General features: G+C 71.5%; 15 protein-coding genes and 1 pseudogene. 8 read left to right on the top strand and 8 right to left on the bottom strand.

Features of this window, described 5'->3' with window-relative positions:
• Positions 1–11: 11 nt before the first annotated feature.
• Entirely contained in the window at positions 12–1466 is a 1455-nt protein-coding gene (locus tag ACZ6S6_RS18390; protein ID WP_469706229.1) for a helix-turn-helix domain-containing protein, read from the bottom strand.
• Between the two features lie 416 nt (positions 1467–1882).
• Here ACZ6S6_RS18390 and ACZ6S6_RS18385 point away from each other — a divergent pair, with 416 nt between their 5' ends.
• The 3 genes from ACZ6S6_RS18385 to ACZ6S6_RS18375 all read left to right on the top strand — a co-directional run bounded on the left by ACZ6S6_RS18385 (position 1883) and on the right by ACZ6S6_RS18375 (position 4624).
• Complete coding sequence (locus tag ACZ6S6_RS18385; protein WP_469706228.1) at positions 1883–2131, top strand: DUF7848 domain-containing protein; 249 nt, start codon at positions 1883–1885, stop codon at positions 2129–2131.
• A 769-nt stretch (positions 2132–2900) separates the two neighbouring features.
• Positions 2901–3371, top strand: a complete 471-nt coding sequence (locus tag ACZ6S6_RS18380; RefSeq protein WP_123525000.1) for a cation:proton antiporter regulatory subunit — start codon at positions 2901–2903, stop codon at positions 3369–3371.
• A gap of 2 nt (positions 3372–3373) precedes the next feature.
• A complete protein-coding gene (locus tag ACZ6S6_RS18375; RefSeq protein WP_362958282.1) occupies positions 3374–4624 on the top strand; it encodes a cation:proton antiporter in 1251 nt (416 codons plus the stop codon).
• A gap of 3 nt (positions 4625–4627) precedes the next feature.
• Here the strand turns inward: ACZ6S6_RS18375 and ACZ6S6_RS18370 are convergent, their stop codons facing one another.
• Positions 4628–5191: a MarR family winged helix-turn-helix transcriptional regulator gene (locus ACZ6S6_RS18370; RefSeq protein WP_469706227.1), complete on the bottom strand. Its 564-nt coding sequence runs from the start codon at positions 5189–5191 to the stop codon at positions 4628–4630.
• Between the two features lie 130 nt (positions 5192–5321).
• Here ACZ6S6_RS18370 and ACZ6S6_RS18365 point away from each other — a divergent pair, with 130 nt between their 5' ends.
• A complete protein-coding gene (locus ACZ6S6_RS18365) occupies positions 5322–5849 on the top strand; it encodes a nitroreductase family deazaflavin-dependent oxidoreductase (RefSeq protein WP_362958276.1) in 528 nt (175 codons plus the stop codon).
• An 85-nt stretch (positions 5850–5934) separates the two neighbouring features.
• Here ACZ6S6_RS18365 and ACZ6S6_RS18360 read toward each other — a convergent pair whose 3' ends face one another.
• Both ACZ6S6_RS18360 and ACZ6S6_RS18355 read right to left on the bottom strand, forming a co-directional pair.
• The gene (locus ACZ6S6_RS18360) at positions 5935–7431 is read right to left on the bottom strand and encodes an MFS transporter (protein WP_469706226.1); all 1497 of its coding nucleotides are present in this window, start codon (positions 7429–7431) and stop codon (positions 5935–5937) included.
• A gap of 204 nt (positions 7432–7635) precedes the next feature.
• Positions 7636–8721, bottom strand: a complete 1086-nt coding sequence (locus tag ACZ6S6_RS18355) for a PucR family transcriptional regulator (protein WP_362958270.1) — start codon at positions 8719–8721, stop codon at positions 7636–7638.
• A gap of 306 nt (positions 8722–9027) precedes the next feature.
• Here ACZ6S6_RS18355 and ACZ6S6_RS18350 point away from each other — a divergent pair, with 306 nt between their 5' ends.
• From ACZ6S6_RS18350 to ACZ6S6_RS18335, 4 genes are all read left to right on the top strand, one after another.
• Entirely contained in the window at positions 9028–9687 is a 660-nt protein-coding gene (locus ACZ6S6_RS18350; RefSeq protein WP_362958267.1) for a YbdD/YjiX family protein, read from the top strand.
• A gap of 133 nt (positions 9688–9820) precedes the next feature.
• The gene (locus ACZ6S6_RS18345) at positions 9821–11923 is read left to right on the top strand and encodes a flotillin family protein (protein WP_469706225.1); all 2103 of its coding nucleotides are present in this window, start codon (positions 9821–9823) and stop codon (positions 11921–11923) included.
• A 557-nt stretch (positions 11924–12480) separates the two neighbouring features.
• Positions 12481–17442, top strand: coding sequence for a DNA repair ATPase (locus tag ACZ6S6_RS18340; RefSeq protein WP_469706224.1), 4962 nt, complete (start codon positions 12481–12483; stop codon positions 17440–17442).
• A 252-nt stretch (positions 17443–17694) separates the two neighbouring features.
• Complete coding sequence (locus tag ACZ6S6_RS18335) at positions 17695–18870, top strand: UDP-N-acetylglucosamine--N-acetylmuramyl-(pentapeptide) pyrophosphoryl-undecaprenol N-acetylglucosamine transferase (RefSeq protein ID WP_469706223.1); 1176 nt, start codon at positions 17695–17697, stop codon at positions 18868–18870.
• A 13-nt stretch (positions 18871–18883) separates the two neighbouring features.
• On the opposite strand, the gene ACZ6S6_RS18330 is transcribed toward ACZ6S6_RS18335, so the two are convergent.
• The 4 genes and pseudogenes from ACZ6S6_RS18330 to rfbB all read right to left on the bottom strand — a co-directional run bounded on the left by ACZ6S6_RS18330 (position 18884) and on the right by rfbB (position 22295).
• Complete coding sequence (locus ACZ6S6_RS18330) at positions 18884–19450, bottom strand: DegT/DnrJ/EryC1/StrS family aminotransferase (RefSeq protein ID WP_469706222.1); 567 nt, start codon at positions 19448–19450, stop codon at positions 18884–18886.
• 73 nt (positions 19451–19523) lie between these two features.
• A pseudogene (locus ACZ6S6_RS18325) lies at positions 19524–20039 on the bottom strand (aminotransferase class I/II-fold pyridoxal phosphate-dependent enzyme); the annotation flags it as partial.
• Complete coding sequence (locus tag ACZ6S6_RS18320) at positions 20039–21274, bottom strand: ATP-grasp domain-containing protein (RefSeq protein WP_469706294.1); 1236 nt, start codon at positions 21272–21274, stop codon at positions 20039–20041. The pseudogene ACZ6S6_RS18325 and the gene ACZ6S6_RS18320, both read right to left, overlap by 1 nt.
• Complete coding sequence (rfbB, locus tag ACZ6S6_RS18315; RefSeq protein WP_469706221.1) at positions 21264–22295, bottom strand: dTDP-glucose 4,6-dehydratase; 1032 nt, start codon at positions 22293–22295, stop codon at positions 21264–21266. Before rfbB ends, ACZ6S6_RS18320 begins: the two co-directional genes overlap by 11 nt.

The raw sequence follows: 22295 nt of genomic DNA, 5'->3' as shown, positions 1-22295 counted from the left end.
GCGCCCGTCCCTCAGCTCGACAGCAGATCGCGGATACTATCGCGCGCCTCCCGCACCGGACGCGAGGCGCTGTGCCCCACGGTGTAGGGGTACAACTGCCCGAGCTGCGCACGGACACGCCCCGACTGCGTCCCTCGTGCGGCCTGCACCGCGAGGGTTGCTTCGGCGGCAGCCGACCGGATATCGCCAGCGAGGAACTGGCATTCCGCCAGGCCGATACGGTCGAGCGCGTGGGAACGCCCGGCCTCCCGGCCGCGGTGTGCCAGGGCGGTCCGGATCTCGGCAGCTGCCTGGGCGGCGTGTCGGCGCGGGTCGGTGCGGGCGAGGTCGAGAAGCCGCCCCCCGGTGACGCCCGCGAGCTCTGCCTCGTCGAAGTACGCAATCCAGTAGGGCTCTTCATCGCTGCCTGCTGCTGACAGCGCCTCGACTGCTCGCGCCGTCGCCCGTTGGAACCCCACGTGTCTGCCCTGGGTTGCGTATGCCCACGCCTCTCGCGTGTGGAGCATGGCACGGACTCGGGGCCCCATGACATCGCGGGCGCCTTCCTGGGCAAGGTGGATGAGCTGGAGCGCGTCATCGGCCCGGTCGCGGTAGAGCATCTGGCGGGCCATTCCGGCGAGCACGTTGGCCCCGAAGATGATGTCACCTCCGGCGTGCGCGGCACGGAGCGCGAGGCGGTAGTAGTCCTGGGCCCGCCGTTGCAGACCGGAGTCCCATGCCATCGTTGCGGCGGTGCCGGCCAGCTGGGCCATGACGCGGTACAGCCGGTCCGCAACAGCGGGTGCCTGGTGGTCGTCGAGGGCGCCGGAGACCTCGGCGAGCTGGCCGAGCACTGCCTTCCTCCGGAGTCCGCCGCCATACTGGTGGTCCCACTGGCGGAAGGCCCGCGCGGTGGTCTCCAGCGCCGCGACATCACCCATGCCGAGTCGACCGGGACGGCGGTGCTCCGGCACGATGGCGGCCGGCACGAGCCAGCCTTCGAGGCTGTCGAGGAGCGCAGCGCCGGTTACAGCGGCACCGGCGAGGGCGCGAGTGAGGGCCCTTCGGTCCATCACGAGATCACTCCTGGTGAGGTGGGTGGCCAGGTCCACAGTGGCGTCGGGCCGCCACGGGATCTCGTCTGTGTCTGGCCGTTCACCTGGAACGTCTGGCTGATCGTGCTGTGCTGAAGTGCGATCGCCCTCCCAAGGCCGCGGAGCGAGCCCGAGCAGGATGCCCGGGATGCGGAGACCGTCAGCGATTCGGCAGACGACGTCAAAGCTGGTGACGCGTTGGGCCCCGCTGATGATCGTGGATACCTTGCCCGGGGTGAACTGGCAGGCGGACGCGATGCGGTTCTGGGAGAGGCCGCCCCATTTCTTGATCAGGGTGAAGACGGCTGCGAAGTCGTGCTCGATGAGCGCCGCCCGAACGTCAGCTCTGTCGAGCACGTCCGGGGTGAGCAGGCCGGGGGTGGTGGCATCCATGGTGACTTCCGTTGCGATCCTATGCACGCGCAGGCGCCTTGCTGGAGGAGCAACGAGTGTATTACCGCCTCGGTAACCCCCTCTGGTCATACCGTAGTTAGCCCCACCAGTCGATGCTGTTGAGGCGATGACAACCGACGGCTGGGGCACTCCATGGGAATGACGCTCAAGGTGTACGAAGTGGACAGGGCGGGGATCACCCGCGTCTTACGGCCGGAGGCCGAGGTTGTTCCGGTCACGACAGTGGACCCCAGCGCCGCGTTCCCTGACTGCGAATGTCCTCGCCACCGCTCCGTCGGCACTGATGGCGCGTACCGCGTGTTCCTCGGGCACACCGCCCAGTGCGCCGCCTGCCGCGCCGGAGCACCCTGCCCCACGGCCGCCCGCCTCGGCCGCGCCTGGCGGGAGACCCGCCGATGACCCCCCGGTCGGTGATGCGGTTCACGGAGTGGCCGATCGGCGCTCCCCGCGGCGAGGCACCGCAGACCTTCATCCTGATCCGCTGCCTCACCCCGGGCTGCGGCGAGGAGTCCGAGCCGAGCCGCTCACACATCACCCCTGACACCTGGGCGCTGAAGCACGCCGGGCGGATGGGCACACCGAGTACGAAGAGGTCGCGCGCTGCCGCCTCGTCGCCACCCCTATGGAGGACCGGTGATCTGTGATCGCTGCGAGCAGCTGATGTGGCCGGACGAAGCCGAGCAGATCCATATTGACGCGGCCTCGGGCGCCGGGGTCACGGTCAACGTCCACAGGGTGCTGTGCGCCAGGCCCCGAACGCACCCACAGTCGTACCCGCAGCGCCCGGCTCGCTGATCTCCCGCCCGTACCCGAGGCCGGCAGCGGACCAGGTGCGGGCGGGCATACTCCCGAACGAGGTGTCGGCAAGGGTTCATCCCCGCGTGCGCGGGGAGCAGAACGACCAGGCCGCCTTCCGCCTCCTCGCCGAGGGTTCATCCCCGCACGCGCGGGGAGCAGTTCGTCACGGTCCGCTTCGGAACCCGGTGGGAGGGTTCATCCCCGCACGCGCGGGGAGCAGGTGAGGTAGCAGGTGAAGTAGGCGGGTTCGTCGGGTTCATCCCCGCACGCGCGGGGAGCAGACTGCCTGACCTCGGGTTCGCTGGACGCATCCTGCCATTTCGAAGCAGCTTCACGAAGTCCGGCATAAATGGTCAAATCACCCATCACTAAAACCCGGGCCCGCACTGATCACCGCCCGAACCCCGTAAGCCGCGCCGCTCGTCCGTGGCGCCGGAGAGCAAGGCGTACCGGAGAGAGCCGCCCGCCCCACAACACAAGGCGCACCGAGGGAGCCGTCCACCCACGGGCGAAACGCAAACCCGAAGACCCCAGCAAGGGTCCGGTTAGGGTAATGCGGGACTAAAGAGATCACCAAGTGCGTTCAGCAAGCGTCGCACTCCTCGGGAGGAAGCCATGGGAACCCACCGCACCACGCTGCCCGGAGTCGGAGTGCAGTACGACTACACCACCGAATCGGGGCAGCACATCTCCGTCGTCGTGCACCACGACGGGCGTCGGTTCATCGGGTTCTACGACCAGGACGATCCTGATTCGTGCCGGCTCTCCGTACCCCTAACTCCACAGGAGGCGACCGGGCTCGCGCACCTCATCGACGCTGCGCCGATCGACGCCGTACGGACCGATGGCATTGATCTGGTCACCGAGCACATCCCGCTCGGGACGCGTTCCCCGTACGGCGGCCGGCTGCTCGGGGACACCCGGGCGCGGACCCGGACCGGGGCCTCGATCGTGGCCGTGTTGCGTACGCACAGTGCGCATCCGTCACCGGGACCGGACTTCCGGCTGGCCATCGGGGACACGCTCGTTGTCGTCGGTACGCGCGAGGGCGTGGACACGCTCTCCGAAATCATTGCGGAGGGCTGATCGTGCACGACACGACCGCACTACTGGTGGAGCTCGGCTCCGTCATTCTGGGGCTGGGCATCATCGGGCGGTTCGCGGGCCGAATAGGGCTCTCGCCGATCCCCCTCTACCTGATCGCCGGACTCGCGTTCGGAGAGGGCGGGCTGGTGCCGCTCAGGGCCAGTGAGGAGTTCACCGCCGTCGGCGCCGAGATCGGTGTCATCCTGCTGCTGCTCCTGCTGGGGCTGGAGTACAGCGCCAGTGAGCTCGTCACCAGTCTGAAGACGCAGTACCCGTCCGGTGCCGTGGACTTCGTGCTCAACGCGACGCCGGGGGCCGTCGCCGCGCTGCTGCTCGGTTGGGGGCCCGTGGGGGCCGTGGCGCTGGCCGGGGTCACCTGGATCTCGTCGTCCGGGGTGATCGCCAAAGTGATGGCTGATCTGGGGCGGCTCGGCAACCGGGAGACGCCCGTCATCCTCGGGGTGCTGGTCATCGAGGACCTGTCGATGGCCGTCTATCTGCCGCTGCTCACCGCGATGCTCGCGGGCGTGGGCTTCGCCGGGGGGAGCATCGCGCTCCTCGTCGCGCTCGGCACCGTCGGATTCGTGCTCTATCTCGCGCTGCGGCACGGACGGCTGATCAGCCGGGCCGTGTCCTCCGACAATCCCGAGATGCTGCTGCTCGTCGTGCTCGGGCTGACCGTGCTGGTCGCCGGGGTGGCCCAGCAGTTGCAGGTCTCGGCGGCCGTCGGAGCGTTCCTCGTCGGCATCGCGCTCTCCGGAGAGGTCGCGGAGGGGGCGCGCAAGCTGCTGACCCCGTTGCGGGATCTCTTCGCCGCCGTCTTCTTCGTGTTCTTCGGGCTCTCCACCATTCCCTCGGACATCCCGCCGGTGCTGCTCCCGGCCGCGCTGCTGGCCGTCGTCACCGTCTTCACCAAGATCGCCACCGGCTGGTACGCCGCCCGGCGGGCCGGCATCGGGTCGCGCGGGCGCTGGCGGGCCGGCGGCACGCTCGTCGCCCGCGGCGAGTTCTCCATCGTCATCGCCGGTCTGGCCGTGGCGACCGAGCCCCGCATCGGCCCCCTCGCCACCGCGTACGTCCTGATCCTGGTCATCGTCGGCCCGCTCACCGCGCGCTGGACCCAGCCCGCCGCCGAGCTGGTCAAGAAGTGGCGCGGCCAGGACGGCGGCCCGGCTCCCGGAGCCGGCAGCGGTACGGCTCCCGCCGCGCGGGTGCCCGCGCCGCAGGAGGAGCTGGCTCCGACCTCCGACTGAACGTCAGCCGTCCTGGGCGGCCGGCAGGTCGGGCACCCAGCCCAGGGGGTACGCGTCCGTGCCGCCCCCGGGCACGGCCGGCTCGCCGCCCGCCGCGGTGAACGCCGTCAGCGCCTCGATCAGCGCGGCCCGCTGCTCCGGCGCGAGGCGTTCGACGATCGAGGCGATCTCGCGGCGGCGGCCGGCCGTGACGTCCTCGACCAGTTGGAGGCCCTCCGGGGTCACCCGCAGTGCCGTCTCCCGGCGGTTGGCCGGGTTGACCTGCCGTTCGGCCAGACCGGCGACGATCAGCCGGTCCAGCATGCGCATCGCGGTCGACGGATTGACGCCCAGCCGCTCGGCCAGCGACACGAGCTTGGCGTCCCCGTGCGTGGCGAGGACCACCAGCAGCCGGAACTGCGGCAGCGTCACCCGGTCCTCGACCGCCGCCAGCGACCGTGCGGAGACGGCCACCAGCAGTCTCGACGCCGTCAGCACGGCCCGCGTCACCGCATCGACGTCGTCCCTGCCCTGGGCGGACGGTCGTTTCTCAGATGCCTGTTCGTGTGCCTGTTCGTGCGCGGCCATGCCCCTTTGTACCGTGCCGGACGGCCGTACTCGAACCGGGGCACGACCGTGACCGAAAGATGTCGTACCGGTACCCGGCCCCCTGCGTGCGACGGTGGCGCACATCTTTGGATTGTGCAAAATTTGCACCGTGACGCATCACTCCGAAGCTTCGCCCGAACCCCGGCACCCGGCCCCTCCGGCCGGCTGGCGGCGTACCGCTGTCCGGCTGCCCGTCCATATGTTCCGGGCCGGGCTCGGACCACTGTTCCGAGGGCGCCTGCTGCTCCTCGTCCACACCGGGCGCACCTCGGGACAGCCGCGCCGGACCGCCGTCGAGGTCGTCGAGTCCGCGACGGTGGACGGCCGGCGGAGCTGGACCGTGGCGTCCGGATTCGGGACGGCCACCGACTGGTACCGCAATCTGAAACACACGCCGCAGGCCACCGTGCAGGTCGGCCGCCGGTTCCACGCGGTGACGGCGGCCGATCTGCCGGCCGAGGAGGGCGGCGAGCTGATGGCGCGGTACGCGCCCCGGCACCCCCGGATCGCGCGGCGGCTCTGCGCGTACATGGGGTTCACGGTCGACGGCAGCGAGGCGGACTACCGGACCGTGGGCGAGGCCATCGCGTTCGTACGTCTCACCGAGGGCGCCCGGACCGCCGGAAACGACCGCTGAGGGGCGGGGTCAGTCCGGGCCCGTACGCAGGAGAGGGTCAGGACCGTACGGAGTCAGGACCGTACGGAGTCAGGACCGTACGGAGTCAGGACCGTACACGTGCGGGTTCCTCCACCGGGTGGGGCTGCGGCACGCCCCGGCGGTAGAGGATCACCGTGATCAGGAGCCCGACGGCGAAGAAGCCGGCGGACCACCAGTACGCGGTGGAGTAGCTCTCCAGCTGGGACTGGGCGACGGCGGCCGGGGTCGGGCGGCGGCCGACCAGATAGTTGGCGGCCGCGCTGGTGGCGAGCGTGTTCAGCAGCGCCGTACCGATGGAACCGCCCACCTGCTGGCTGGTGTTGACCATCGCGGAGGCGACCCCGGCGTCCCGGGCGGAGACCCCGGCGGTGGCCAGGTTCATCGCCGTGGCGAAGATCATGCCCAGTCCGAGCCCCAGGCAGATCAGCGGGGGCAGCACATGGGCGAGATAGGTGCTGTTCAGGTCCAGGGTGGTCAGCCACACCATGCCGCCCGCCGCGAGGCCCATGCCGAGCGGAACGATCGGTTTGGCGCCGAGCCTCGGCACCAGGACGTTCGTCGTCGTCACGGACGTCATGATCATGACGGCGATCATCGGCAGGAAGGCCAGACCGGTGCTGACCGGCGAGTAGAACAGGCTCTTCTGCAGGAAGTACGTGAGGAACAGGAACACCCCGAACAGGCCGCCGCCGGAGATGAACATCGCGAAGTACGACGCGGCCCGGTCCCGGTCGAGCACCACCCGCATCGGCAGCAGCGGATGCGCGGCCCTGGTCTGCCACCACGCGAACGCCGCCACGAGCACCGCCCCGGCCATCAGGAACCCCCAGGTGTCGGGTGAACTCCACGGGTGCGTCTCGGCCCTGGAGAACCCGAACACGATGCAGAAGAGTCCGGCCGAGACCAGCACGGTCCCCGGGATGTCGAGCTTCGGGCGGTCGGCGGGCGCACCCGCGTCCAGCAGGCGCCAGCCGCCGAAGAAGGCGACGAGCGCGAACAGCAGGTTCACGTACAGGCACCAGCGCCAGTCCAGGTACTCCGTCAGCACCCCGCCGAGCAGCAGCCCCACCGCACCGCCCGCGCCCGCGATGGCCCCGTAGATACCGAAGGCCTTCGCGCGCTCCTTCGGGACGGTGAACGTCGTGGTGAGCAGGGAGAGCGCGGCCGGGGCCAGCAGCGCGCCGAACATGCCCTGGAGGGCGCGGGCCAGCACCAGGACCTCGAAGCTCGGGGCGCCACCGCCGATCGCCGAGGCCACCGCGAAGCCGACCAGTCCGGTCAGGAACACCACCCGGCGGCCGACCAGGTCGGCGATCCGGCCGCCGAGCAGCAGCAGCGAGCCGAAGGCGAGGGCGTACGCCGTCACGATCCACTGGCGGTTGCCGTTGCTGAAGCCGAGGGCCTGCTGGGCGGAGGGCAGCGCGATGTTCACGATCGTCGCGTCGAGCACCACCATCAACTGGGCGAGCCCGATCACCCCCAGCACCCACCACCGGTGGGACGGGCCGCGCTCCTTCCCGCCCTCGGCCGACTCCCGTGGCTGACGCGCGTGTCGGGCCATGGTGCGGATCTCCCTCGTAGCGCACACCGCCGAATTCCCCCGACTGATCACGCTAGGCGGAGGTCGGCTCGCCCGCATTCGGGGAGCGCCACCGGCGCACGCTCCTGCCGGGACCCGGCAGGACCGGGGAGGACTGGGGAGAGGAGGGCTGGGGAGAGGAGGGCTGGGGAGAGGAGGACCGGGGAACAGCGGCGGGCGGGTCGCTCACACCTCCTTCGCAGGCCAGTCCAGCAGCCGGGCCCCGATCACCGCCGTCTGGAGTGTGTAGCGGTGCATCGGGTCGGACGGGTCGGAGCCGGTCAGCTGGTGGATCCGCTCCAGCCGGTAGGTGAGGGCGCGCACGCTCAGCGCGAGCCGGCGGGCCGTCTCGGCCGCGACACAGCCCGACTCGAAGTACACGGACAGCGTCTTGAGGAGCGGTTCCGCACCGCCCCGCGCCTCCTGGAGCGGGCCCAGCTCGCTGCGCACCAGATCGGACATCGCCTGCCGGTCCCGGGTCAGCACCGGGTAGACCAGCAGATCGGCGGAGTACAGCACCGGATCGTCCAGGTCCATCCGGTCGGCCAGATCGAGCGCGTCGAGTGCCTCGTCGTACGACTGGACGACACCGCCGGGGCCCCGGTGGGCACGGCCGACGGCGACCCGGCCGCCGTCCGTCGCCGCGTGCGCCTGCTTGGCGAAGTACCTCAGGACGTCGGGCTGGCTGCCGGGCGCGATGCATATCAGCCGCCCGTCCTTCGTCGTGATGAGGATCTTCCGGCCGCTGAACCGGGCCAGCAGCGCCGACTCCACATGCCTGGGTACGGAATCCGTCTCGGTGTACGCCTCGGGGCCCGCCGCCACCGCCACCGCGTGGGCGCGCGAGAGCCGCAGCCCGAAGCGCGTGGCCCGCTCGGCGAGCCGGCCCAGGTCGCTGCGCCCGTACAGCAGATCGTCGATGAACTCCCGGCGGGCCGCCTCCTCGCGCCGCACGGTGAGCCGCTGCGCCCGCTCGAAGCCCTCGGCGAACGCGTCGACCGCCTGCTCGGCCGCCGCCAGCACGCTCTCCGCGACCGCGGCCACGGCGGCCGGCGTGGCGCCGGGGGCGGCGGCCGGCCAGGAGGCGCGGGTCTCGGTCAGGTGCATACGGACCAGGGCGCGCAGCTGGTGTCCGGCCTCGGCGGCCTGCCTGCCCAAAGTGCGACGGGTCTCCAGCTCCTCCCGGGTGAGCCGGCGTCCGGTGACGGCGACCTCGCCCAGGACGTGGGCGTAGCCCTCCAGAAAGCTGTCGGGGATCTCCGGCTCAGGCACGCGCCCGCCTCCAGTGCTCATTCGTTGCTGACATTGGCACAACGCTTACGGTCCGGTGCCGGTGCCCGGCACCGAGGACAGAGAAAGATTGCCGTATTCCGGCAGTGCGACGGGCCGGCCCCGGATGACACGATCCGGTCAGCACCAACCGGGGGACCACGGGGGAAACACGGGGGTGCAACGGGGTACGGGGGAAGGCCCGGCTGCTGCGGTACCGCTCAGGGCGGTACCGCAGCACCTGGGTCACCGCCGGACCGCGCGCAGACGCCGGCAGTGCTGTCGGCGGGACGGCAGGGGGTGGAACCGATGCGGGAGTTCCTGACAGCGACATTGTCCTTCCCGGCCGTTCTCTTCGCCGCGGCGCTCGTCGTCGTGATCGCGTTCTGGCTGCTCGTCCTGGCCGGCGCGGCCGACCACCACTCGTTCGACGCGGACCTCGACGCCGATCTGGCCGGGGTCGGCGGTGTGCCGGTCACCGTCTCGGTGTCCGTCATGGTGACCGTCGCCTGGTTCACCTCGCTGACCGGTTCGGTCCTGCTGCACCGCAGCGCCGCCACCGGCACCACCCGGGCCCTGCTCGCCGTCGGCATCCTCGCCGGCGCGCTGCTGATCGCCTGGGCCGTGGTGCGGGTGCTCGTGCGCCACTTCCGCCGCTTCTTCCCGGACCAGCCTCCGCCATCCCGCCAGGACTTCCTGGGCCGGGTCTGCACGGTCCGTACCGGCTCGGTCGGCCCGGACTTCGGCCAGGCCGAGGTCGCCGCGGCCGACGGGTCCACCGCGATCGTCCAGGTCCGGCAGTTGCGGGCGGACGACGCGGAGCTGACCTCGGGGAGTTCGGGACTGCTGTACGCGTACGACGACGCGGGCGAGTTCTTCTGGGTCTCGCCGTACGACAGGGCACTCGACCCCGGACCACCGCAGCCGCTGCCCACGCACCGGCGCGCGGACCCCGGCCACACCGTCTGAGCCCCACGCCCACCGCACCGCCGCGCGCGGTACCGGTCCGCACGGCCGCGCCCGGACACGGCGCGGCGCCCGGACCCGGAGCCGTGCCCCCTCCACCTCTCATTCTCCGTACCACCAGCCGCCAAGGACTGTCATGGAAGCCATCTCCTTGGGCCTCGGCCTGCTCATCGCCGTGGTCCTGCTCATCGCGATCGCCCTGCTGCTGATCGTCACCCGGCTCTTCCACAAGGTGGAGCAGGGCAAGGCCCTGATCATCTCCAAGACCAAGAAGGTCGATGTGACCTTCACCGGTGCCGTCGTCCTGCCGGTGCTGCACAAGGCCGAGTCGATGGACATCTCGGTGAAGACCATCGAGATCCGGCGCACCGGGCGCGAGGGCCTGATCTGCCAGGACAACATCCGCGCCGATATCCACATCACGTTCTTCGTACGGGTCAACAAGACCGTCGAGGACGTCATCAAGGTCGCCCAGGCCATCGGTACGGAGCGGGCCAGCGACAAGATCGCGATCCAGGAGTTCTTCGCCGCGAAGTTCTCCGAGGCGCTCAAGACCGTCGGCAAGCAGCTGGACTTCGTCGATCTGTACACCAAGCGCGAGGAGTTCCGGGACCGGATCATCCGCGTCATCGGCACCGATCTGAACGGCTACCACCTGGACGACGCCGCGATCGACTTCCTTGAGCAGACCCCGATGGTGCAGCTCGACGGCGCCAACATCCTCGACGCGCAGGGCATTCGGAAGATCACCGAGCTGACCGCGATCGAGCACGTGCGGACCAACGAGTTCCAGCGCACCGAGCAGAAGGAGATCACCCGGCAGGACGTCGACGCCCGGGAGACCATCCTTGAGCTGGAGCGCCGGCAGGCCGAGGCCGAGATCAAGCAGCGCCGCGAGGTCGAGACGCTGCGGGCCCGCGAGGAGGCGGTGACCGCCCGGGTCCAGGAGGAGGAACGCCTCGGCGCGCAGGGCGCGTTCATCAAGACCGAGGAGCAGCTCGGCATCCAGCGGGAGAACCAGGCCCGGGAGATCGCCGTCGCGCAGAAGAACCGCGAGCGGGTCATCGCGGTGGAGAACGAGCGCATCGAGAAGGACCGGATGATCGAGGTCATCGGGCGCGAGCGGCAGACCGAGCTGAACCGGATCGCCGCGACGAAGGAGGTCGAGGCCGAGCGCCGCGACGTCGCCGATGTGATCCGGGAGCGGATCGCGGTGGACCGTACGGTCGCCGAGCAGGAGGAGTCCATCAAGACGCTGCGCTCCGTCGAGGAGTCCGAGCGCACCCGCAAGTCGGTGATCATCGCCGCCGAGGCGGAGGCCCAGGAACAGCTGGTCAAGGACATCAAGGCCGCGGAGGCCGCCGAGGTTTCGGCCACCCACCGGGCGGCCGAGCAGCTCACGCTCGCCGAGGCCCGGCTGAAGACCGCGGACCTGGACGCCCGCGCGAAGCTGCGGCTGGCCGAGGGTGTGCAGGCGGAGTCGGCCGCGGCCGGCCTCGCGGAGGTGCAGGTGCAGGACGCGGCGGCCGAGGTCATCGAGAAGACCGGCCTGGCCGAGGCCGAGGCGACGTCCGCCCGGCTCAGGGCCGAGGCGGAGGGCTCCAGGCTGAAGGCGCTGGCGGCGGCGGAGGGTACGCAGGCCCAGGCGACGGCCGACGCGGCGATGATCGGCGAGAAGCTGAAGGCCGAGGCGGCGGGGCTCACCGACAAGGCGGCCGCGATGGCCGCCCTGGACGACGCGTCGCGCGGCCACGAGGAGTACCGGCTGCGGCTGGAGGCGGAGAAGGAGATCCGGCTCGCCGGTCTCGATGTGCAGCGGCAGGTCGCCGAGGCGCAGGCGACGATCGTGGCCGCCGGGCTGGAGAACGCCGACATCGACATCGTCGGCGGGGAGTCGGTCTTCTTCGACCGGCTGGTCTCGTCCATCTCCATGGGCAAGAGCCTCGACGGCTTCGTCGAGAACTCGGACACGGCGAAGGCGCTCGCCGGGCCGTGGCTGAACGGCACGTCGTCGTTCACGGACGACCTGACCAAGGTGCTGGGGTCGGTGTCGTCGGGCGATGTGCAGAACCTGACGGTGTCGGCGCTCCTGATGCGGATGATGGCCGCTCCGGGGGCGGGGGGCGCGGGGGCGGACCAGGTCCGCCGGCTCCTGGACCACGCACATGAGCTCGGCCTCGCGGACCTGCCCGTGAGCGCGGTCGCCGGCCCGTCCCGGAACGGCACGCCGGTGTCGTGACCGGCGCGGTGTCCTCAATCGTCGGACGGGCTCGGTCTGCCCGCCGCGGGCGGCAATTCCAGCCCGCCCGGCGATTGAGGACGGACGGTGCCGGGGTCACACCCGAACCTTCCTCGCGCCCGTCCCTCACGCACCCGAACCCCTCACGCACCCGTCCCTCTCACGCCCGCCCCTCTCTTAAGCCCGTCCGGCGATTGAGGACGGACGGTGCCGAGGTCGCACCCGAACCTTTCTCGCGCCCGTCCCTCACGCACCCGCCCCTCTCAAGCCCGTCCCTCACGCACCCGCCCCTCTCAAGCCCGCCCCTCTCAAGCCCGTCCGGCGCTTGAGGACACCGCCGCCCGCCCGGCAGCCCAGACCTCACGCCGCCCCCCCCCCCCCCCCCCCCCCCCCCCCCCCCCCCCCCCCCCCCCCCCCCCCCCCCCACCCCCCCCCCCCCCCCCCCCCCCCGCGCGGGCGCCCCCCCCCACCGCCGCCCGCCCGGCAGCCCAGACCTCACGCACCCACCCGGCCGCCCCCACCCCACGCATCCGCCCACCCGTAAGGAGCCGCACCGCATGGACACCGGAACCCCGCCGCCCCCGGGCGGCCCCGTGGAGGCCGGGGCCTACGACGTGCTGCGCCGCCGGCTCTCCGCCCAGGCCGCGGAGCTCACCCGCCGGGCCGAGGCGCTCAACTCCCGCCGCACGGAGGAGTTCGGCTCCACCGGGCTGCGGCTGCTCGGCAGCGAGCAGATCCGTACCGAGCAGCCCGCCACCCCCCGCGACCTCGTCGCGATCGGCGGCCGGCTGCTGTTCGGCTTCGAACGCGGCCCCGGCCGGCGCGACGAGCCCGCCGTGGACGACGTACTCGCGCTGTACGACGCCGAGCTGGCCCCCGGCACCGGTCCGCTCCTCACCGACGAGGCGTTCGTCCGCGAGTTCGACGGGCTGCACCGCTACTACCGCGACGCCCGGCTGCTGCGGCTGCGCCGTACCGACGGCCGGCTCCTCGCCGTGTTCCGGACCGGCGAGAGCGCCGAGGACATCCGCGTCCTGCGCTGGGCCCTCAACGCCGACGGCACACCCGGCGCGTTCCTCGACGCCCGCGGCGAGCGCGACCACGTGTTCCCGCCGTCGCACGATTTCGCCTGGACCGTCGCCGGACGCGAGTCCCACATCCCGGGCCGGCACCCGCACATCGCCATCGGGGGAACGGGCGACGGAAGCGACGCGCGGCTCTTCGTCACCACCCTCGGCGGCCACCTCACCGTCAAGGCCGTCAACGACACGGACACCCCGGACGGGATCTACCGGGAGCCGGTCACCGAGCCCCTCCAGTCGCTCGCCGACGCCGAGGTCGAATACGCGGAGCTCGGCCCGCTGGTGCTGCTCCGCGTCCGTCCGTACAAGGAGGAGGCCGCCCGCCACCTCGTGTTCAACTCGCTCCTGGGCACGGTGCTGCGGCTGGACGCCATCGGCCCGGCCTGCCACCGGCTCCCCGAGGACCAGGGGATCATCTTCCCCGGCGGCTTCTACCTGACCACCGGCACCGCCAAGACCTTCGACATCGCGCAGCCGCTCACCGAGCCCGCCTTCGAGGGGGCCGTGCGCTCCCCCAACGGCGAGGACGTGCTCTACGCGTTCCGCTCCCGGGACGACGGCCGCAGCCTGCTGCTCCCCTACAACGTGATCCGCCAGGAAGTGGCCACCCCGCTCCAGGGCCGCGGCCACGCCCTGCTCGACGACGGGACCCTCGTACTCCTGCGGGACCCGGTGGAGGGCCCGGACGCCGGAGCGGCACGTGTTCACCCGGTGCAGCGCTGGCAGACGCCGTACGTCTCCGACACCTACGCCGCCTCCCGCCCCGCCGGCACCGGCCCGCTTGCCCGGATCGGCAACGCCGACCTGGTGCGCGGCATCTCCGACTGCCTCGCGCTCGCGCACAGCGCGGACGGGACCACCCCGACCGGCGCGGTCTACGCGCGGCTGGTGGCCGACTGCACCCGCGCCACCGACCGCTACCACTGGCTGGGCGACAGCGAACTGGGCGCCCTCGCCGTCCCGTTGACCGAGCTCCGCGAGACCGCGCAGCAGGTGCTGGCCGAGTTCGAGGGCGTCCAGGAGCTGACCCGGCAGGCCGCCGACGCGCTCGCGGAGAGCGCGGACCGGATCACCGCGCTGGTGCGCCGGGTCCGCGGCGAGGCCCCGCAGTCCGCCGCCGAGTGGGTCACCCGGCTCACCGAACTCCGCGGCGCGCACGGCCGCCTGGCGACGCTCGGTGAGATGCGGTACGCCGACACCGCGCGGATCGACGAGCTCACCGCAGCCACCGCCGACGACCTGGCCTCGGCAGGCCGGCGCGCGGTCGCGTTCCTGGCCAGGGATGACGCGTTCGCCGGCTACCACGAGGACATCGCCCGCCTCACCGAGGAGGCGTCCGCGCTCGCCACCGTCACGGACGCCGCCGCGCTCGGTGAGCGGCTGACGGGGATGACGGACGGGCTGAGCACCGTCACGGACGTCGTCGCCGGGCTCGACATCGGCGACGGCGTGGTCCGCACCTCGATCCTGGAGCGGATCGCCGAGGTGCTCGGCGGGGTGAACCGGGTCCGCGCCACCCTCGACGCCCGCCGCCGCGAACTCCTCGACCACGAGGGCCGGGCCGAGTTCGCCGCCGAGTTCGCCCTGCTGGGACAGGCGGTGACGGGTGCGCTGGCCGCCGCCGCCACCCCCGACGCCTGCGACGAGCAGCTCGCGCGGCTGCTGCTCCAGCTGGAGAACCTGGAGGCGCGGTTCGCGGAGTTCGACGACTTCCTGACCGCGCTCGGCGAGCGGCGGACGGAGGTGTACGAGGCGTTCTCGGCCCGCAGGCAGACCCTTCAGGACGCCCTCGCCCGCCGTACCGAACGCCTCGCCCAGTCCGCCGCCCGGGTGCTGGAGACGGTCTCCCGCCGCAGCGCCGCACTGCCCGACGCGGACGCCGTCCACACCTACTTCGCCTCCGACCCGATGGTCGCCAAGGTCCGCCGCACGGCGGCCGAGCTGCGCGAACTCGGGGACGCGGTACGGGCGGAGGAGCTGGACGGGCAGCTGCTCGCGGCCCGCCAGGAGGCCGGGCGGGCGCTGCGCGACCGCAGCGAGCTGTACGCGGACGGCGGGGCCACCATCCGGCTGGGCCGTCACCGGTTCGCGGTGAACACCCAGCCGTTCGATCTGACGCTGGTCCCCCAGGGGGACGGGCTCGCGTTCGCCGTCACCGGTACCGACTACCGGATGCCGGTCAGCGACCCGGGCTTCGGTGAGACCCGCCCGTACTGGGACCAGCAGCTGCCCTCCGAGTCCCCTGCCGTCTACCGCGGCGAGCACCTGGCGGCCCGGCTCCTGGCCGAGCAGGGCCCGGACCGGCTGGCCGCCCTGGATTCGGCCGAACTCGCCTCCCTGGTACGGGAGTCGGCGGCCGGGGCGTACGACGAGGGGTATCAGCGCGGCGTCCACGACGAGGACGCCGGCGCGATCCTGACCGTACTGCTGCGGCTGCACGCCGGGGCCGGACTCCTGCGCTGCCCGCCCGCCGTCCGGGCCGCCGCCCAGCTCTTCTGGGCGCACCGGGCGGATGACGCCCTGCGGACCTCCTGGACGCGCCGGGCCCGCTCACTGGCCCGCGCCCGTGACACCTTCGGGCTCGCCCCGGCCGTCGCCGCACTCCAGGAGGAGTGGGCCGGCGTCATCGCGGGCGAGGACGCGCGGGCCGTCGCCGGGTATCTCTTCGAGGAGCTGACGAGCGGCCCCGAGGGGTTCGTCACCAGTGCCGGGGTCCGCACCTTCCTGGACAAGTTCCGCCGCACCACCGGGACTTCGGCGTACGACGAGGATCTCGCGGCCCTCGGGGACGATCTGCCGGCCCGCCGCCAGCTCGTCGAGGGGTGGCTCACCTCGTACTCCCGCGCGAGCGGCTCGGACCTCAACGACGGCGATCTCGCGGAGGCCGTCGCCGTCGAGCTCTGCCCGCAGCCGGCCGTCCGCCGGTACGAGGGCGAGGCGCCGCTTACCGCGACCGTGGAGGGGCTCCTCGGCGTCCACCCGCGCATCGACCGGGGCAGGCTGCCCGTGCGGATCGACGAACTCCTCTTCCGTACCGAGGAGTTCCGCACGGTCACGGTGCCCGGCTTCCGCGCCTACCAGCGCCGGCGCACCGCGCTGGCCGCCGCCGAGCGCACCCGGCTGCGGCTGGACGACCACCGGCCGCGCGTGATGTCGGCGTTCGTCCGCAACCGGCTGCTCGACGAGGTGTACCTGCCGCTGATCGGCGACAGCCTCGCCAAGCAGCTCGGCACCGCCGACGCCGACCGGCGCACCGACTCGCAGGGCCTGCTGCTGCTCGTTTCGCCGCCCGGCTACGGCAAGACGACACTGATGGAGTACGTCGCGGAGCGGCTCGGCATGGTCCTCGTCAAGATCAGCGGACCCAACCTCGGCCACGACGTGACCTCACTGGACCCGGCGCAGGCGCGCAGCGCGACCGCGCGCCAGGAGATCGAGAAGATCAACTTCGCGCTGGAGGCGGGCAACAACACCCTCCTCTACCTCGACGACATCCAGCACACCTCGCCGGAACTGCTCCAGAAGTTCATCCCGCTCTGCGACGCCACCCGCCGGATCGAGGGGGTGCGGGACGGCGAGCCGCGCAGCTACGACCTGCGGGGCAAGCGGTTCGCGGTGTGCATGGCGGGCAACCCGTACACCGAGTCCGGGGAGCAGTTCCGGATTCCCGACATGCTCGCCAACCGGGCCGACGTCTGGAATCTGGGCGAGGTGCTGAGCGGCCGGGAGGACGTCTTCGCGCTGAGCTTCGTGGAGAACGCGCTGACCGCCAACCCGGTGCTGGCCCCGCTCGCCGGCCGGTCCCGCGACGACCTGGCAACTCTGCTGCGGCTCGCCGCCGGCACGGAACCCGCCTCCGGCGCGAACCGGCTGGAGCACCCGTACGCCCCCGCCGAGGTGGAACGCATCGTCGCCGTGCTGCGCCATCTGCTCACCGCCCGCGACACCGTTCTCGCGGTGAACGCCGCGTACATCGCCTCGGCGGCGCAGACGGACGCGACGCGCACCGAACCGCCGTTCCGGCTGCAGGGCTCGTACCGGAACATGAACCGGATCGCCGAGCGGATCGTGCCCGTGATGAACGACGCCGAACTGTCCGACGTCATCGACGACCACTACGCGGGCGAGGCCCAGACGCTCACCACGGGCGCGGAGGCCGCCCTGCTGAAGCTCGCCGCGCTGCGCGGAACACTCGGTCCGGAGCAGGCCGCCCGCTGGTCCGCCGTCACCGCCGCCTACGTCCGCACCCAGGCGCTCGGCGGCCCGGACGGCGACCCCATGACCCGTGCGGTCGCCGCGCTCGGCCTGCTCGCGGACCGGATCGCGGCGGTCGAATCGGCCATCAGCCGGGCGGCGGACCCCCGCCAACTCCTGGCCCGGCCACCGTCGGTGACACCGGGGACTCCCGGGGCCACTGACCCCGGCGATCACCAGTAGCGCTTGGTCGTGTTGGTGCGGGGTCTGGAATGTCGCGGTGACAGGTGGGACAGGGGCCGGTCCAGATCGCGAGGAGAGTCTGCGGTTCGCGGACGACTCGGTAGAGGCTCAGGCCGACGCCGTCTCCTTTCGCCTCGTCCCACAGGCTGGAAGTGCCGAAGCGGGCCAGGGCCTGCCGGTTTCCGGGTGTGTCTGCACCGGATCAGCCGGAACGGGACGTTATGGGTGCGGGTTGCCAGTAGCGTGCGCCGGATGAACAGTCCTTCCACCAGTCCTCGCGCCTTCCGTCTGATCGTCACGGGCGGAGGTACGGGCGGCCATACGTATCCCGCCCTGACAGCGATCCGTGCGTTGCAGGAGCGGCTGGCCGGTGACGGCCGGTCGCTCGATGTGCTGTGGATCGGGACGCCTGACGGCCTGGAGGCGCGGGTGGCACCGGCGGAGGGCATTGCCTTCACCACGGTTGCCACCGGCAAGATCCGGCGCTCCAGCAATCCGCTGAAGATGCTGAGCCCGGCCAATGCCCGGGACATGGCGCGCGTGCCGCTGGGCGTGGCCCAGGCCCGGAAGATCATCGCGGAGTTCCGGCCCGATGTGGTGCTCGCGACGGGCGGGTATGTGGCCGTCCCCGCTGGGCTGGGCGCCCGACTGTGCCGACGCCCTCTCGTGCTCCACGAGCAGACCGTGCGCCTGGGACTGGCGAACCGGAAGCTGGCGGGCTCGGCGACGAGGATCGCGGTGTCGTCGGAGTCGACGGTGGCGTTGCTGCCGGAGTCGGTCCGGGGCGCTGCCGTCGTGACGGGTAACCCGGTGCGCCCGGATGTGTTGTCGGGGCATCCGGACAAAGCCGTGGAGGCCCTGGGGCTGACGGCCTTCGACCGGCGGCTGCCGACCGTGTATGTCACGGGCGGGGCGCAGGGGTCGCAGCAGATCAACGGCGTCGTTCGGGATGCTCTGCCGTGGCTGCTGGAGCGGGCCAATGTGGTGCACCAGTGCGGGCCGGCGAACGAGGAGGAGCTGCGGCGCCACGTGGCCGGGCTTCCGGCGGAGTTGGCGAGCCGGTACTACCTCGCCGGGTTCGTGGGTGCGGAGCTTCCTGACGTGCTGGCGCTGGCCGACGTCGTCGTCTCGCGCAGCGGGGCCGGGACGCTGGCCGAGCTCACCGCGCTGGGCAAGCCGGCCGTGTTCATCCCGCTCGCGACCTCGGCCGGGAACGAACAGGCACATAACGCCCAGCACTTGGCGGAGGCCGGGGCGGCTGTCGCACTGCTCGGCGAGGTGACGGAGGCGACTCTCCGTGAGGCGGTGGGCCCGCTCCTCACGGACCCCGGCCGGCGGGATGCGATGGCGGAGCGGGCGCGGGCGCACGGAAGGCCGGACGCGGCGGCCAGGCTCGTGGACGTGATCCTGTCCGCCGCGTCCGGCTGACCGGGGCGGGGTCTTACGCGAGGCGGCCGATGTGCCGCTCAGCCCTCACCGTCTCGATGGCCTGGCCGAGGACAGCGACCACGTGGGCGATGTCGTCTTCGGTCAGGTGCTGGTGGAAGGGCAGGCTCAGAATTTCCTGCCCGGCCTTCTCAGTGACGGGCAGTGCCCGCCGCCAGGGCGCGAACGCGGGCTGGAGGTGGTTGGGCGGGTAGTGGACGCCGACGCCGATCCCCTGGGATCGCATCTCCTGGAACACCTGGTCGCGCGGGGGGACGCGGACCTGGCACAGGTGCGGTACTGCCGTCTGCGGGCCGACGTCGACGAGCGTCACACCCTCCAGAGGGCCCAGGGCGTCCCGGTAGATGCACCACAGGCGTCGCCGGGTCTCTACGGCCGTGTCGAAGTTGTCGAGTTGGGCCAGACCGATGGCCGCGTTGAGGGCCGACAGCTGGTAGCGCAGCCCGAATGAGTCGACCTGGTAGGTCGTGGTGTTCGCGCGTTCGGTCTGGGACTGGGTGACGCCGAGGAGCCGGAGCCGGCGGATCGTGTCGGCTTGCTCCGAGGTGCGCGGGATGACCACACCGCCCTGGCCGCCAGGTGAGGTTCTTGATCGGCCCGAACGAGAAGCAGGTCAGGGCCGCTCCGGTGGCGCCGACATGTCGGGTGCCGTTGTAGGACCCGAAGGCGTGGGCTGCGTCTTCGATGACGGCGATCCCTCGCTCTTCCAGTTCACAGTGGATGGGGCCGAGGTTTACGGCTCGGCCGCCGAACAGGACCGGGATGACGGCGGCCGTGTCCGCGGTGACTGCCTCCAGGACGAGCTGGTGGTCCACGCACAGGGTGACGGGGTTGATCTCGATGAACCGCGGGGTGGCGCCGACGGCCAGGATCGCCTGGACCGTCGCGCAGAACGTCATCGAGGGGACGATCACCTCGTCTCCGGGACCGACCCCGGCGGCGAGCAGCGCGGTGTGCAGAGCCGCGGTGCCGGAGGTGACGGCCACGGCGTCGTCGACGCCGAGGAACGCGGCGATCCGGCGCTCGAACTCCTCGGTGACCCCGGTGTGCCCGTACTGGCCGGACTCCAGGACCTGGGCGACCGCCGACGCCTCCCGTCCGTAGAGGTAGGGGCTGGCGTTGCGCCGGGCATCCGGCCTTGACGAGTTCATCATGACTCTCCCTTCGCCACCGTGACCGGTCGGACGATCGGTCGAACCAGTGCGCCGGCCGTCTCCAGAGCCAAGGACACGTCCGCAACGGACGGCCCGGCAGCGACGACCATGCCGATCTTGTGGCCGGACTGGTCATGCGGCCGTACAAGGTCACCCGGCTCGGCGTACAGCACGACGTCGGTGATTCCGGGAACATTGCGGGCTGCGACGACGCCGTCCCACGCGACCAGCTCGCCGTCCGTGACGAGCGGTGATCCGATCAGTTCTACCGCCGCATGCTCGTTGCGCGTCGGCAGCAGGTGGCCGTCGAACGGCTCGCCGAGCGTAAGTGCGACGAGCGCGCCCACCACGTTCACGCCATGGGCGGCGGCGTGCAATCGCGGGATGCTGTCGCCGCTGAGACGCGGATTGGCTTCGATGATCCGCGCCTGACCATCTGCACCGAGGACAAGGTCGAAGTTCGCTGGCCCATCGACAATGCCCAGTACACGGCACAGCCGTTCAGCACTCGCCTCAAGGTGGTCGTGCTCCTCCGACGACAGCTGCACCGTGCCGATCCGCCTGACGACGAACCCGGCGACGAACTCCAGCTCCTTGACGCAGGTCATCATCGACCTGCCGCCCCGCAGGAAGAGGTCAATGGTCAACTGCCGGCCCTCAACGAACTCCTCAGCGATCACGGTCTGAGAGGCGGAGTAGACACGGGCATGGGCGACTGCGCCCGGCAGGTCGTCAGGGTGAGCGACGAGAGTGACGCCCTTGCTTCCCGACCCGTCGACGGGCTTGACCACGAGCGGGAAGGGCAGCCCTGCCGCCTTCGCGACGACCTCATCCGGGTCGCTCGACGCGACCCACCCGTAGTCGGTGATGCCACAGGACGCGACAACCGCATGGAACGCGGCCTTGTCGAGGCCCGCGAATGCGTCCTTCGGGTACACGTAAGGGGCGTCGTACCGCACACCCAGGGTGTGCCAAGTGGCCAGCGCGGCGTCGCTCGCGCCGCCTACGATCCCGGCGGGGCGTACGTCGCCCAGCGCATCGACAATGGCGTCGGCGTCCCGGGTGGAGATCTCAAGGGCCGCGTCGGCGAACGGGAACGCGGGAGCATCCGCGCGCATGTCCACCGCGATGGTCGGCATCCCGCGACGGCGCGCCTCCTCGTAGAGCGGGATGTGCTCCTGCGACGCGCCGAGCACAAGCAGCGCGTTCTGTGGCAACGGGTCACACGGCATGGTGGTCACGCTCCTGCCTCGGGGCCGCGATGTGGACGGCGGGCATCGGCGCCTGCGGGTTGCGGGAGAGCGGGGCCCAGCGGTCCGGGTTGTTGCGGTACCAGTCCGCGGTTTCGACGAGCCCCGTGCCGAAGTCATGGGTGGGCCGGTAGCCGAGCTGGTCGGCGATCTTCGTCCAGTCCATCGCGTAGCGCAGGTCATTGCACCGCCGGTCGGGGACGTAGGTGACCGCGTCCCAGTCGGCGCCGCAGATGCGCAGGAGTTCGCCGGTGAGGTCACGGCCGGTGAGGTCGGTGCCGCCGCCGATGTTGTAGATCTCGCCCGGGGTGCCGCCGCGCAGGACGAGTTCGATCGCCGCGCAGTTGTCCTCGACGTGGAGCCAGTTGCGCACGTGCTGTCCACGGTCGTGGAGGGTGACGGGCCGGCCCCGCAGGAGACAGGTCACGAACAACGGGATGATCTTTTCGGGGTGCTGGTAGGGCCCGTAGTTGTTCGAGGAGCGCGTCACGCACACGGGGACGCCGTAGGTGCGGTGGTAGCTCAAGGCCACGAGGTCGCTGGCCGCCTTCGACGCGGCATACGGGACGGTGGGGCGCAGCGGGTCGTCCTCCGTCGCGGCGCCTTCGAGCAGCGGCCCGTACACCTCGTCCGTGGAGACGTGCACGAACTTCTGGGTGCCGTGGCGCATGGCGGCGTCGGCGAGGGCCTGGGTGCCGAGCACGTTCGTGGTCAGGAACGTGCCCGCCGTGAAGAACGAGCGGTCGACGTGGGACTCGGCAGCGAAGTGCACGATCGCCGTGTGGCTCTGCACCAGCTGGTCGACGAGGTCCGCGTCGACGATGTTGCCGTGAACGAACGTCAGTCTCGGGTCGAGGAATGCCTTGCCGAGGTTCTCGATGTGTCCTGCATAGGTGAGCGCGTCGAGGACGGTCACCTGGGCGACGTCGTCGGCTTGCAGGATGCGCTTGACGAAGTGCGAGCCGATGAATCCGGCCCCGCCAGTGACGAGCACTTTGTCCAT

The organism is Streptomyces sp. NPDC048671 (assembly GCF_055587045.1).
Note: the sequence above shows the minus strand (reverse complement) of the source record. Positions and strands in the feature narration are given on the sequence as shown.

Bases quoted from the DNA above. Each gene is read 5' to 3' on its own strand.
- ACZ6S6_RS18390 (WP_469706229.1), bottom strand. From the start codon at position 1,466: ATGGATGCCACCACCCCCGGCCTGCTCACCCCGGACGTGCTCGACAGA.
- ACZ6S6_RS18385 (WP_469706228.1), top strand. From the start codon at position 1,883: ATGACCCCCCGGTCGGTGATGCGGTTCACGGAGTGGCCGATCGGCGCT.
- ACZ6S6_RS18380 (WP_123525000.1), top strand. From the start codon at position 2,901: ATGGGAACCCACCGCACCACGCTGCCCGGAGTCGGAGTGCAGTACGAC.
- ACZ6S6_RS18370 (WP_469706227.1), bottom strand. From the start codon at position 5,191: ATGGCCGCGCACGAACAGGCACACGAACAGGCATCTGAGAAACGACCG.
- ACZ6S6_RS18360 (WP_469706226.1), bottom strand. From the start codon at position 7,431: ATGGCCCGACACGCGCGTCAGCCACGGGAGTCGGCCGAGGGCGGGAAG.
- ACZ6S6_RS18350 (WP_362958267.1), top strand. From the start codon at position 9,028: ATGCGGGAGTTCCTGACAGCGACATTGTCCTTCCCGGCCGTTCTCTTC.
- ACZ6S6_RS18345 (WP_469706225.1), top strand. From the start codon at position 9,821: ATGGAAGCCATCTCCTTGGGCCTCGGCCTGCTCATCGCCGTGGTCCTG.
- ACZ6S6_RS18340 (WP_469706224.1), top strand. From the start codon at position 12,481: ATGGACACCGGAACCCCGCCGCCCCCGGGCGGCCCCGTGGAGGCCGGG.
- ACZ6S6_RS18335 (WP_469706223.1), top strand. From the start codon at position 17,695: ATGAACAGTCCTTCCACCAGTCCTCGCGCCTTCCGTCTGATCGTCACG.
- ACZ6S6_RS18320 (WP_469706294.1), bottom strand. From the start codon at position 21,274: ATGCCGTGTGACCCGTTGCCACAGAACGCGCTGCTTGTGCTCGGCGCG.
- rfbB (WP_469706221.1), bottom strand. From the start codon at position 22,295: ATGGACAAAGTGCTCGTCACTGGCGGGGCCGGATTCATCGGCTCGCAC.